At 63.9% G+C, this 12,395-nt stretch carries 14 protein-coding genes and 1 pseudogene; 7 read left to right on the plus strand and 8 right to left on the minus strand.

Going from position 1 to position 12,395, the window contains the following annotated elements; translation table 11 throughout:
- Both EOA24_RS12275 and EOA24_RS12280 read left to right on the plus strand, forming a co-directional pair.
- Positions 1-734: TIGR01620 family protein (locus EOA24_RS12275; protein ID WP_127409816.1), on the plus strand; the 734-nt coding region annotated here is incomplete at its 5' end.
- Between the two features lie 102 nt (positions 735-836).
- Positions 837-1,391, plus strand: a complete 555-nt coding sequence (locus EOA24_RS12280; protein ID WP_095818606.1) for a hypothetical protein — start codon at positions 837-839, stop codon at positions 1,389-1,391.
- 72 nt (positions 1,392-1,463) lie between these two features.
- Here EOA24_RS12280 and EOA24_RS12285 read toward each other — a convergent pair whose 3' ends face one another.
- From EOA24_RS12285 to EOA24_RS12300, 4 genes and pseudogenes are all read right to left on the minus strand, one after another.
- On the minus strand, positions 1,464-1,856 hold the full coding sequence (locus EOA24_RS12285) for a hypothetical protein (protein WP_245467039.1): 393 nt from the start codon (positions 1,854-1,856) through the stop codon (positions 1,464-1,466).
- Between the two features lie 25 nt (positions 1,857-1,881).
- Complete coding sequence (locus EOA24_RS12290; RefSeq protein ID WP_126082553.1) at positions 1,882-2,085, minus strand: hypothetical protein; 204 nt, start codon at positions 2,083-2,085, stop codon at positions 1,882-1,884.
- Positions 2,086-2,095: 10 nt separating this feature from the next.
- Positions 2,096-3,303 (minus strand): annotated as a pseudogene (locus EOA24_RS12295) (MFS transporter).
- Between the two features lie 61 nt (positions 3,304-3,364).
- On the minus strand, positions 3,365-4,348 hold the full coding sequence (locus EOA24_RS12300) for an AraC family transcriptional regulator (RefSeq protein WP_126082551.1): 984 nt from the start codon (positions 4,346-4,348) through the stop codon (positions 3,365-3,367).
- Positions 4,349-4,593: 245 nt separating this feature from the next.
- Between EOA24_RS12300 and EOA24_RS12305 the strand changes: the two genes are divergently transcribed.
- The 3 genes from EOA24_RS12305 to EOA24_RS12315 are packed head-to-tail and all read left to right on the plus strand — an operon-like array spanning position 4,594 to position 7,322.
- Positions 4,594-6,429: a monovalent cation:proton antiporter-2 (CPA2) family protein gene (locus EOA24_RS12305; RefSeq protein WP_126082550.1), complete on the plus strand. Its 1,836-nt coding sequence runs from the start codon at positions 4,594-4,596 to the stop codon at positions 6,427-6,429.
- Positions 6,430-6,439: 10 nt separating this feature from the next.
- Entirely contained in the window at positions 6,440-6,988 is a 549-nt protein-coding gene (locus EOA24_RS12310; RefSeq protein WP_126082549.1) for a DUF924 family protein, read from the plus strand.
- A gap of 52 nt (positions 6,989-7,040) precedes the next feature.
- Positions 7,041-7,322 (plus strand): hypothetical protein, encoded by a 282-nt coding sequence (locus tag EOA24_RS12315; protein ID WP_126082548.1) that lies wholly within the window; start codon positions 7,041-7,043, stop codon positions 7,320-7,322.
- Positions 7,323-7,328: 6 nt separating this feature from the next.
- Here the strand turns inward: EOA24_RS12315 and folK are convergent, their stop codons facing one another.
- Genes folK through folP form a run of 3 tightly spaced genes read right to left on the minus strand, consistent with a single transcriptional unit; the run spans position 7,329 to position 9,041 of the window.
- The gene (gene folK / locus EOA24_RS12320; protein ID WP_126082547.1) at positions 7,329-7,841 is read right to left on the minus strand and encodes a 2-amino-4-hydroxy-6-hydroxymethyldihydropteridine diphosphokinase; all 513 of its coding nucleotides are present in this window, start codon (positions 7,839-7,841) and stop codon (positions 7,329-7,331) included.
- Positions 7,825-8,184 carry a dihydroneopterin aldolase gene (gene folB / locus EOA24_RS12325; RefSeq protein WP_042647736.1) on the minus strand — a complete coding sequence of 120 codons (360 nt, stop codon included), beginning with the start codon at positions 8,182-8,184 and terminating at the stop codon, positions 7,825-7,827. Before folB ends, folK begins: the two co-directional genes overlap by 17 nt.
- A gap of 2 nt (positions 8,185-8,186) precedes the next feature.
- A complete protein-coding gene (gene folP / locus EOA24_RS12330; RefSeq protein ID WP_126082546.1) occupies positions 8,187-9,041 on the minus strand; it encodes a dihydropteroate synthase in 855 nt (284 codons plus the stop codon).
- Between the two features lie 84 nt (positions 9,042-9,125).
- Between folP and EOA24_RS12335 the strand changes: the two genes are divergently transcribed.
- On the plus strand, positions 9,126-9,746 hold the full coding sequence (locus tag EOA24_RS12335) for a DUF922 domain-containing protein (RefSeq protein ID WP_126082545.1): 621 nt from the start codon (positions 9,126-9,128) through the stop codon (positions 9,744-9,746).
- A 203-nt stretch (positions 9,747-9,949) separates the two neighbouring features.
- Positions 9,950-11,425: an MDR family MFS transporter gene (locus EOA24_RS12340; protein ID WP_126082544.1), complete on the plus strand. Its 1,476-nt coding sequence runs from the start codon at positions 9,950-9,952 to the stop codon at positions 11,423-11,425.
- Positions 11,426-11,482: 57 nt separating this feature from the next.
- Here the strand turns inward: EOA24_RS12340 and EOA24_RS12345 are convergent.
- A partial coding sequence (locus EOA24_RS12345) for an NAD(P)/FAD-dependent oxidoreductase (protein WP_133374501.1) occupies positions 11,483-12,395 on the minus strand: 913 nt, incomplete at its 5' end.

Genomic DNA, 12,395 nt, shown 5'->3' on the forward strand with positions numbered 1-12,395 from the left:
GCATGGCGACGATCGCGCTACTCTCGCTGCTCGTCATCCTTATCCGCGAATTCCTGGCCATTGCTCGCCTTGCCGAAGTCGAGAAGATGCAGAAGCGGGCCCTGGATGCCGTGGCGCGCGACGATCCCAAGGCCGCGCGCGCCCTCGTTGATGAGCTCTCGGCCTTCGTCGCCGCAAAACCCGAGACCGCCGCCGGACGCCGTTCGCTCGCCGAGTTGCGCGGCGAGATCATCGACGGCGCCAATCTGGTGCGGCTTGCCGAGACCGAGATCCTGTCGCCGCTCGATGCCCGCGCCAAGATCATGATCCTTGAGGCCGCCAAGCGCGTCTCCCTGATCACGGCGGTCAGCCCCCGCGCGCTGGTCGACATCGCCTATGTCGTGTTCGAGGCGGGCCGCCTGATCCGGCGCCTTTCCGAACTCTATGGCGGGCGCCCGGGCACGCTCGGCTTCTTCCGGCTGGCGCGTGGCGTGCTCGCGCATCTGGCGGTGACCGGCTCGATCGCAGTGGGCGACAGTTTCGTGCAGCAGATCGTCGGCCATGGGCTTGCCGCAAAACTCTCTGCGAAGCTCGGCGAAGGGGTCGTCAACGGAATGATGACGGCGCGCATCGGCATCGCGGCGATGGAAACCGCCCGCCCCTTGCCGTTCATTGCCGTGAAGCGCCCGGGCCTTGGCGATTTCCTCTCGGCGCTGACCTCGTTCGCGGCCAAAAAAGACGGTCAGGCGGAGTAACAGGGTAAACGCGAAAGCCACCTCCAGTGACGAAGCATTAACCAATCTTCGCCATGGTCGATCAGGTCCCAAGAATAGACTCTGTCGTGCCGGGTGTCGTCCATGAGAAGCGTAATCCTGTCCTGCGTGCTGCCTGCGACCGTTGCTATTGCCGCGCCGCTCGGATTGGTCGAAAAAGCCTTTGGCGCCGAGCCGGACAAGCAGTTCTTCCGGTCCGTCGAGGGCCGATGGGTAGGCCCTGGCGAGATCATCGCCGGCAAGTACAAGGGCACCAAATTCACCTGCGATTTCAACGGCTCGACGCCTGACGGCAAGGTCGGTATGACGTTGGACGGCAACTGCCGGGTCGGCGTCTTCACGCAGAAGATGTCCGCGACCGTCGAGCGCAAGGGTCGCGACGGCTACCGGGGCGCCTTCATGGGCGGCTCGACCGGCAACGGCATGGATATTGTCGGCGGCAACGTCGTCGACGCCCAGAAGGTCGTCTTCACCATCAACCGCAACCAGTTGAACGGCGTCATGCAGGCCCGCGTGCCCGACGACAATTCGATGACCGTGACGGTGGCTGTGCGTGTCGACAAACAGCTGGTGCCTGTGATCGGCATGAGCCTGAAGCGGGTCGACTCGGTCGAAGTCGGCGCCATCGCCAAGAACTGACCCGACGCGCCGACCTCCGCAAAAAGGCGGCGGCCGCTTGGCCACCGCTTTCGTGTTCATCGATAGCTGAGATCAACCCTTGATGGTGGCCGTCAGCTCGTCATAGGCCTTGCAGGCTTCGTCAAGCGTCGTCGCGCCCTGATACTTGGCGGTCACAGCCTGCACCTTGGCGGTCAGATCGGCCGCCTTGCTCGGATCCTTGGTGATGGCTTCCTGGAGGGCGGCAGCCATGTCCTGCGCCTTCTTGGCGGCTATTTCCTGCGTGCATTCCGGCCCCTTGGAGCAAGCCGATGCAGCCAACGCCGCAACACCTACGGCGACGAGCAAAAACTTTTTCATGTCAATCATCTCCTCAAAAAAGGCAGCCGCCCATCGCGACTGCCTCCGATGGCCGAAGCCGAACGTGCCATAACCGCTGATTGTGGCGGCGCGCAACAACCGGGCTGCGTAAACTTGTGTAACCACGATGCAATATCGCGGCGTTCCAGATTCAGGCCGCCCAATGCATGTAAAACAACAAGCTGAGGCGTGTCGCATCAGGCCGTTCAGCGCGACGCGCTTCAGAGCAGTTCCAAGAAAGTGTGAAGCGTTTAGGTTCGGCGACTTCGCCGTAACCTTCCGTCCCGAATTGCGTAAAAACAAAGAGATAGAGCGTCTCGCCGTTTCCCTGAAACGGTGAGACGCTCTGGGTCACTGGAACAAGTTCACCTGCGAGGCTGCAGCAGCGCCAGCACCACCGTTGCGACGGCAAGAATGGCGGTAAGGGTCAACGGCCCCGTTGCGCCATAGGTGTCCACGACATAGCCGCCGACAACCGCGCCGGTGGTGATGGCCACCTGGAAAGAGGCGACCATCAGGCTGCCCGCTGCTTCCAGCGCATCGGGTGCCGCACGCGACAGATTGGTTGGCAGCACCACCGGCCCCATGCCGAAGGCCAGGCCCCAAAGCGTGACAAACCCAAAGGCAGCGCCGATGTGCACGCCCCAAAGCACCAATGCCAGCGCCGCGAATGCCATCAACGCTGCAGTGACCACGAGAGCCACGTGGATGTTGGCGTCGGCCATGCGGCCGCCGGCAACATTGCCAATCACGGCTGCGATGCCAAATCCAAGCAGGGCCAGGGCAATTGGCCCGGTTGCAAGCAGGGTCACGTGTTCGAGGAAGGGGCGCACATAGACAGAGCGGCGAAATGTCCGGTCATCAGCAAAAGAATGGCAAGCATGCCGAGTTGAACGCCACGCCGCCGTGTCAGCCGAAATACATCCGCGAGACTATTGCTGGCGGTTGCAGGCAGGGTCGGCAGGCTGAGCAACTGCGCCAGCATGGCCAACACGGCCAGCCCCGCCGCCATGGCCGTGGCGCTGCGCCATCCCAACCAGTCGCTGATCAGCGCGCCCATCGACGGTGCGGCAATGGTGGCAAGCGAGACGCCGAGGGTGACGATGGCCATGCCACGCCCCGTCGCATTGGCGCCAACCAACCTCGCCACGACGGCAACCGAAAGTGCCCAGAAAGCGCTGAGAGCGATACCCAACCCGGCGCGGCCTAACAACAACAGCCAGAAATTAGGCGCCAAGGCCGCAAGAAGGTTGGAGGCGACCGCCAGGGCCATGAGGCCGACCAGCACGGTCTTGCGGTTCAATCTGCCGATGAGAACATTGCTTAACATGGCCGTCACGGCGCCGACGGAAGCGGTGGCGGTGACGACCTGTCCGGCCGTTCCCTCGCTGATGCCGAGATCGCGTGCCATCGGCGTCAACAGACCTGCGGGCAGGAATTCGGCTGACACCAGCGCAAAGCTGGTGGCCGCCAATGAAAGGACCGCAAACCAGGTGCCTGCGCTCCATGCGGCTGGCGCATCCTCATCAAGGCCAATCGCGGTGTCTTCAAGCTGTAATGTTGTGTCAGTCACGGAAGGAGTCTCCAAAGTTTGGAGATCTTAGATAGGCTAGTCCGCCCGGATTATATGTATCTTAAAATCCGAAGTTCATGTCCATTCGTCCGGAAATTGTGCGGCGCACAACGCCCGGCGAGACATTGGTGATGCGCTTGAACGCGCGCGCGAAGGATGCCTCGGAATCATAGCCCAGACGGGTAGCGACTTCGGCAACCGACATGCCGTTTTGCCCCAGCAACTCGCGGGCAAGCTGCATGCGCAGACGAGCGAGATAGCGTGCAGCGCCCTCGCCCAAGACAGCGCTGAAGCGCTCGGCAAAAATCGAGCGCGATTGGCCGGCCAGGGCGGCTAGGCTTTCCAGCGTCCAGTTATGGCCGGGATCTCGGTGCATGGCTGCGAGAGCGCGGCCGATATGGGGGTCGCGGATGGCGGCGAGCCAGCCGGTGGTCGAGGCTCCGGTGCAATTGACCCAGCAGCGGATGAGCCGGGCCGTCAGCAAATCCGCCATCCGCGACAGGATGGTGGCGCTGCCCATCTGCGGTTGCGCGGCCTCGGCCGTCATAGCCGCCAGCAAAGGACGCATGACCGGGTCATTTCCGGCCACGTCGCAGCCTTTGATGACAGGCGGCATCAACGTGATCAACGGGTTGAGCGCGCAGGAACCCAGTGCCATCGAGCCGCAGAAAAGGGTGCTTGTCGCGCCCGTTCCCTGCCTGACCACTTCGCAGACATTGCCGCCCAACTTGGTCACCTGGCACCCCTCGAGCGAGTCGCCGACGACGTCCGGCGCACTGGCCAGCCGATGAGCGATGCCTTGCGGCAGCAGCACCAGATCGCCATTGCGCAACTCCTGCCAGCCTTCCTCTTCGGTATGGATCCAGCATGGGCCCTGGCCGACAAAGTGAAAGCGAAGGAGCCTCTGTTGCGGAAAGGCGATGCTCCATGGATGTCGCAGCTCGCAGCGGCCATAGTTCACGCCACTCAAGCGAAAGTCCTGCAGGACTTCGCTGAGCGCATCCATCGGGATATCCGGAAGCGGGCGGGACGAATAGTCAGACATTTCGCCATTATAGATGCCGAACGTCCGACAGGCAAGCGAAGGTCCCTCCGACGGCGCCTACCCTTCCTGGCAGGCCTCCCGCCCTTGCCTCTCCCTCCCGGTGCATGCAAGGAGTGCTTCTAATGCATGTCGCCCAGAAGTGCGCAGCGGTTCTGGAATAACGACATGCATCAAGCAAAGACCTGAAGCGCGTCCACCTGAATGTTTTCCAGGCGAACGCGCTTTTCAGCAACAGGATGACAGCCATGGCAGCTGAAGCGTCGAGCAGCGATCTGGTGCAGGTGGTGGCGTTGCTCGCGGCCGGCGTCATCGCCGTGCCGATCTTCAAGCGCATGGGGCTGGGCTCGATCCTCGGCTACCTTGCCGCGGGCGTGGTCATCGGCCCGTTCGGCCTGCGCGTCTTTTCCGAATCGGGATCGATCCTCCACGTCGCCGAGCTCGGCGTCGTCATGTTCCTGTTCATCATCGGGCTGGAAATGCAGCCGTCGCGGCTCTGGGGCCTGCGTCGCGAGATCTTTGGATTGGGCGCCCTCCAGGTCGGCGTCTGCGCGGTCCTGCTCACCCTCGTCGGACTGGCCGGAGGCTTTCCGATCGCGCAGTCCTTCGTTGCCGGCGCCGGCTTCGTGCTGACCTCGACGGCGATCGTCATGCAGCTGCTGGAAGAGCGCGGCGAGATCGCCACGCCGAAAGGCCAGCGCATCGTCTCCATCCTCTTGCTTGAAGACCTGATGATCGTGCCGCTGCTGGCGCTGGTGGCCTTCCTCGCGCCCGGCGGCGCCGAAACCAGTATTTCGGAGCGGCTGACCGAAGTCGGCATGGGCATCGCCGCGATCGTCGGGCTGGTCGTGGCCGGCCGTTATCTGCTTAATCCGCTCTTTCGAATCCTGGCCGACGCGCGTGCCCGCGAGGTCATGACCGCCGCGGCCCTCCTGGTGGTGCTGGGATCGGCTCTCGCCATGCAGCTCTCCGGCCTTTCGATGGCGATGGGCGCCTTCCTCGCCGGCGTGCTCCTGTCGGAATCGACTTTCCGACACCAGCTCGAAGCCGATATCGAGCCGTTCCGCGGGATCCTGCTCGGCCTGTTCTTCCTCGCCGTCGGCATGTCGCTCGACCTTGGCGTCGTCGCCCATAACTGGCGGCTCGTCGCGATCTATGTCGTCGCCTACATGGTCATGAAGGCGCTCGGCATCTACATCGTCGCGCGCATCCTGAAGAGCGGCCATCGCGAGGCGCTCGAACGCGCCGTCTTCATGGCGCAGGGCGGCGAATTCGCCTTCGTGCTTTATTCGTCCGCGGCCGCGGTCGGCATCATCGACGGCCAGGCCAACGCAACGCTCACCGCCATCGTCATCATCTCGATGGTGCTGACGCCGCTCGCGATCCTGGCGCTGCGCTACCTCACCCCGCGCGACGAGCAGTCGCTCGACGGCGTCGACATCGCCGAGGGCCTCACCGGCAGCGTGCTGATCATCGGTTTCGGCCGCTTCGGCCAGATCGCAAGCCAGCCGCTGCTATTGCGGGGGCTGGACGTCTCGATCATCGACAACGAGGTGGAGATGATCCAGGCGGCGGCCAATTTCGGCTTCAAGGTCTATTATGGCGACGGCACGAGGCTCGATATCCTGCATGCGGCCGGCGCCGGGCGGGCCCACGCGGTGCTGATCTGCGTCGACAAGCCGGACGCCGCCGTGCGCATCGCGCAGCTGATCAAGGCCGAATTCCCGCTGGTCACCATCCTGGCGCGCGCCTACGACCGCGGCACGGCGCTGCAGCTCATTCGAGCCGGCGTCGACTACCAATTGCGCGAAACCTTCGAATCGGCACTCGTCTTCGGCGGCTCGGCGCTGGAGGCATTGGGCGTCGATCCGGAGGAGGTTGCCGAGGTCATCGAGGACGTGCGCCGTCGCGATACCGCTCGCTTCGAAACGCAGCTTGCCGAGGGCATCCGCGCCGGCCAGCGTTTCCTCAAGGGCAACATCGGCACGCCGATCCCGACGCCGCTCACGCAACCGCGCCGGGCCGGCCGCGCGCTGAACCAAGAAACAGCCGTTGTGCTGAACGAGGCAGAGACCAACAACTGAGGGGCAAGGCATGGCAGAGCTCGACGCGCGGGCGCTTTCAGTCACCAAATTCTGGCGTGACGCCGGCGAGGACGCCTGGTTCGAGAAGAACGACGCCTTCGACACCGATTTCCGCAGCCGCTTCCTTGAGTTGCATTACGCAGCCGCGCGGCGCGAATGCGACGACTGGAACGCCCATGCTGAAGGATCGCTGGCGCTGATGATCCTGCTCGATCAGTTCCCGCGCAACTGCTTCCGCGGCACCGGCCACATGTACGTGACCGACCCGCTGGCAAGGCATTTTGCCGACCGGGCGATCGCCGCCGGACAGGATCTGGAACTCGACGAGGCTCTGCGCGTCTTCCTCTACCTTCCATTCGAGCATTCGGAATCGCTTGGCGATCAGAAGCGTTCAGTGGAACTCACCGCCGTGCGAGCCGCGAACGATCTTAAATATGCCGAGGAGCATCTGGAAATCATCGAGCGCTTCGGTCGCTTTCCGCATCGAAACAGGTTGCTCGGTCGAGAGACGACGCCCGAGGAACAGACATTTCTCGACGGCGGCGGTTTTTCCGGTTGATGCCGGTTAACCACAGATTGGGAATCGTATTGTGAGAAGCTTCGAAGCGCGAATGATTGGCAAGTCAATCCGCTCTGTCGAAAAGAACGAACCGGGGTTTGGGATCAGCGTTCTTTTCACCGACGGCACTGGGCTCGCTATCCATACGGAGGTGTCTCTGCGCATGAGCGATACAGCGGCAAGAATCGAGCGCGTTACATCGACCAAACAAGAGGTCATCTTGCATTTGGGCGAGTATGATTTCCTGGCGATATCGACTGACCGCCAAAAGTACGACGCTGTCGAATTGTTCGTCTACCAAGACGCCGGCGGCACTTTCGTTGTCGAGAACTAGGCGACGTTAAGCCAACCACCACTCCCGGCCGGACGGAAGCCGCTCGATCCCTGATGTGTCGACGGCGCCGAGCCGTTCCGAGACGCTCCTGCCGCCGATCGAAAGCCCCGGCGCGATCTCGGCCAGCGGCGCCAGCACGAAGGCGCGCTCCAGCATGCGCGGATGCGGCACTTCGAGCCCGGTCTCGTGAATAACCCGGTCGCCGAACACTAGGATGTCGATGTCGATCAGGCGCGGCCCCCAGCGCTCCTCGCGCACGCGCTTCAATCGCCTCTCGACGTCGAGGCAAAGGTCGAGCAGCGCGCGCGGCGAGAGCGCCGTCTCGATCGCCGCGGCGGCGTTGAGGAAATCGGGTTGGTCGAGCTTGCCCCAGGGCGGCGTGCGGTAGAGCGACGAGACCGCGGTGACGCGCGTCGCGTCGTCGCCATCCAGTATGCGCAATGCCGCGCCCATGGACCTCGCCGGATCGCCGAGATTGCCGCCGAGGCTGAGATAGACGACGCTATTCTGGCCAGACAACGGTCACCTCCACATAATCGAGCACGCCGGGCACCGGGGCGTTCGGCTTGCGCACGGTGATCGCGGCCTTCCTGATCTGCGAGAAGCGCGCTGTCAGCGCCTTTGCGACCTCCAGCGCCAGCGCCTCGATCAGGAAGCGGCGATGTCCGGTCACGATCTTCTCGATGACCGCGAAGGCGACGCCGTAATTGACGGTATCCTCGATGGAATCCTCCGTCAGCGGACGGCTGGGTTCGACGGTCAGCTCGGCATCGACATAGAAACGTTGGCCAAGCGTCTCCTCCTCGTCAAGCACGCCGTGGCGGGCGAAGAAGGCGCAATTCTTCATACGGATGACGTACATGATCAGGGTCCGGGGGGAGGCTCGGTTTCGCGGGCAAGCATAGCATCGGTCAGCGCCAGCGCGTCCACGTTGATTGCGACATCGTGGACGCGAAACAGGTCGGCCCCCTTCAAGCGCAGGATGACGCTCGTCGCCGCCGTGCCGGCGGCCCGATCGCCAGGCTCGCGCCCGGTCGCGGTGCCGATGAAGCGCTTGCGCGAGGTTCCCGCCATCAGCGGGTAGCCGAGCGCCTGAAGCTCCGAAAACCGCGCCATCAGGTCGAGGTTCTCCGCCGCCGTTTCCTTGGCGAAGCCGAAGCCTGCATCGAGCACGATCTGACTGTCGGCGACGTTGGCCGCACGCGCGATCTCGAGCGATTTGCGCAGGAACAGGAACTGGTCGTCGATCACATCAGGCAGTTTCTGCCGCTCGCGGCCGGTGTGCATGATGATGAGCCCGGCGCCGGTTTCGGCGGCGACGCGCGCGATGCCGGGCTCCCGCTGCAGCCCCCAGACATCGTTGACGATATGGGCGCCGGCGGCGACTGCGCGCCGCGCGGTGTCCTCGCGATAGGTGTCGACCGAGATCAGCGCCTCGCCGGAAGCGGCGAGCGCCGCGATGACCGGCAGCACGCGACCCTGCTCTTCTTCAGCCGTGATCGGAGCGAAACCCGGCCGCGTCGATTCCCCGCCGACATCGATCACGGCGGCGCCCTCTTTCACCATCCGGCGCGCCTGCTCCAGCGCCTTTCCCGGCGCGATGAACAAACTGCCGTCCGAAAAACTGTCAGGCGTCACGTTGAGGATGCCGACGACGACCGCCTTCGGACCGAGGTCGAGATAGCGCCCATGCGCCAACTGCCATCGCCTTGTCGTCATTGTCCATCAACCATGCGTGATCCGCTGGAAATCAATTCCGTTGCGCTGGCGACGGCCCTAAAGCAAGGTGCGTGAAGAGGCAATATGATGAAGCGTCCCCTGCTCTGCGCCCTGATGCTCGCGCTCGCCGCCACGCCGGCGGTCCCCGCGAATCTGGTGAAGACCTACAGCTATTTCAGCGTCGGCGGCCGCACGCTCGACGATATCCAGAACCAGCTGTCGAGAAACGGCCCCGAAGTGAAGAGCACCGGATCGCGACATCCAGGCGCCACGCAGATGGCCTTTACGACCCGTATCAGCTACGCCCAGAGCGCGCAGTCCTGCCGCATCGCCGATGCGGCCGTCACCGTGAAGGTCAAGGTGATCCTCCCCGAGTGGCGGCGCCCGCGCAAATCCGATCCCGACGTTAGGCTGTTCTGGGACACGCTCTCGGCCGACATCAAACGGCATGAGGAACGCCATGTCGAGATCGCCAAGAACCATGCGCGCTCGCTCGAGGACGCGCTGAAGGCCAGCCCCACGCAAAAGACGTGCGAACAGGCAAAAGCGGAGGCCGCGTCGATCCAGGCAGCCGAGCTCGCCAGGCACGATCAGGACCAGGTGCGCTTCGACCGGGTCGAGGGCGCCAATTTCGAAAGCCGCATCCTTCGGCTGATGCGCTATCGGATGCAGCGCATTGAAGCCGGCCAGCTGCCGCCGCCTTGACCCGAAGCAAGCCGCATCCGAGGCCAATTTCGCCCAAGCATGGTGCCCGACGGGGAAAACTTTCGAAGGACGGTCGAAAACGGCCTATATCGAACGACATATAGCGGGTTCGAAACACCCCCTATCCACGATGGGAAATGACAGGCGCGACCAGCCAAAGCCACCTTGGCGCGCCAAGCACCTGCCTTTGAAAGAAATGATGCATGGACCAGACCGTCGAGACGATGGCGCAGAAAGCCGCGCCGATGAGCGAGAGCGAGAAGAACGCCATCATCGGTGGCGTGCTGTTGTCGATGCTGCTGGCAGCCCTTGACCAGACAATCGTCGCCCCCGCGCTGCCGACGATCGCGCTCGCGCTTGGCCATGCCGAGTATCTGCCGTGGATTGTCACCGGTTATCTTTTGACCGCGACCGCGATGGCGCCGCTCTACGGCAGGATCTCGGATGTCTATGGTCGCCGTTCCGTCATCTACGCCGCCATCATGATCTTTCTGCTCGGGTCGCTGGTCAGCGCGCTCGCGCCCAACATGCTGGTGCTGGTCATCGGCCGGGCGATCCAGGGCGCCGGCGGCGGCGGTCTCTTCGCGCTGGCCCAGACGGTCATAGGCGATCTCGTGCCGCCGCGCGAGCGGGCCCGCTACTCGGCCTGGATCTCCGGCACATGGGCGGTCGCCAGCGTCGCCGGCCCGCTGCTCGGCGGCGTCTTTGCCGAGCATTTGCACTGGTCGCTGATCTTCTGGATCAACCTGCCGATCGGCTTCCTTGCCATGGCCCTCATCAACAACCCGCTGAAGAAGCTGCCGATCGCGGCCAAGAACCATCGCATCGACGGGCTGGGCGCCGCGCTGCTGGTCATCGCTACGTCGCTGCTGCTCCTGGCGCTGAACTGGGGCGGCAGCGCCTATCCCTGGTTATCAGGCGAAATCCTGGGGCTGGTGGCCTGCTCGGCCGTGTTCTGGGCTTTCTTCGCGCTGAGGCTGCTCAAGACGGCCGAGCCCTTGATCTCCCTCGACGTGCTGGGCAACCCGATCGTGCTCGCCGGCACGCTGTCGATGTTCCTGTTGCAGGCCGCGAACATCGGCGCTTCGGTTTACCTGCCGGTCTACCTGCAGTCGATCGTCGGGCTTTCGGTCAGCGAATCCGGCATGGCCATGCTGGGCCTGCTGCTCGGCACGGTCGCCGGCGCCACCCTCAGCGGCCGTTTGATCCCGCGTTTCGTCCATTACAAGCGCATCGCCATAATCGGCGTCAGCCTTGCCATCGTCTGCGTTGGCGTGCTCAGTGCCATTGCGGGACGCGCCTCGCTGCCCGAAGTCCTGATCCTGACCACGCTCACCGGCCTGGGCAGCGGAACGACCTTCCCGGTCGCCACCGTCTCGGTCCAGAACGCCGTCGACCGCGCTCACCTGGGCGTGGCGACCGGCGTGCTGACCTTCCTGCGCACGCTGGGCGGCGCGCTCGGCGTGGCGATCCTTGGCGCGGTGGCGCTGGGCTATGGCTTGCCGCTGTCGTCCGAAGGCGCCGCGACGCGTATCGAATTGTCATCGGCGCTGCCGTTCGTGATGATTTTCCTCACCACCGGGATCACGCTTGTCCTTGCGCTGATCGTGCTGGCGCTCATGCCGGAAAAGGAACTGCGCGGCCGCGACGAGCACGCCGCGCCGGTGCTTGCGGAGTAATCTCTCCGAGGTGTGTTGAGATTCAGGTCAGGCCGGCATCACCTGAATTCAACATACTCAGTCGTGGACGCCGAGCTTCTTCTGCAAGCTGGTCGATGAGGTCGTATATTGGAAGACGATGCGCTCGCCCGGGCTGACGATGCGCTTGGCGGCCTGTGCCATCAGCGCCACCTCGTGGAAGCCTGACAGGATCAGCTTGAGCTTGCCGGGATACCAGTTGATGTCGCCCACGGCAAAGATGCCCGGGATCGAGGTCTGGAACTTCTCGGTGTCCACCGGGATCAGGTTCTCGTTGAGGTTGAGGCCCCATTCGGCGATCGGTCCGAGCTTCATGGTGAGGCCGAAGAAGGGCAGCATGCGGGTGCATGGCACCTCAACGTCGCCGTCCGGACCGCCCTTGATGGTCGCCGATGACAACTGGCCGTCGGCCCCGGCCAGCCCGCTGACCTGACCGACCAGGAACTTGAGCTGCTTCATCTCCTGCAAGGCATACATCTTGTTGACGCTGTCGGGTGCCGCCCGGAATTCCGGGCGGCGATGCACCAGCGTCACGCTCTTGGCGATCGGTTGCAGGTTGAGCGTCCAGTCGAGCGCCGAATCGCCGCCGCCGACGATGACGAGATCGTGGCCGCGGAATTCCTCCATGCGCCGGACCGAATAAAAGACGCTCTTGCCTTCATAGGCCTCGATGCCCGGAATGGGCGGGCGCTTGGGCTGGAACGAGCCACCGCCGGCGGCGATCACCACCACCTTGGCCTCGAACAGCTCGCCCTCGTCGGTGGCGACGCGGAAGCTGCCGTCGTCGAGCTTTTCCAGGCTCGAGACCATGCGGTTGAAAGTGAACTCCGGCTTGAACGGATGGATCTGCTCCATCAGCTTGTCGACCAGGCCCTGGGCGGTGATCAACGGCCAGCCGGGAATGTCGTAGATCGGCTTTTCCGGATAGAGTTCGGCGCACTGGCCGCCGGGC

Source organism: Mesorhizobium sp. M2A.F.Ca.ET.039.01.1.1 (assembly GCF_003998035.1).
Lineage (GTDB): Bacteria > Pseudomonadota > Alphaproteobacteria > Rhizobiales > Rhizobiaceae > Mesorhizobium.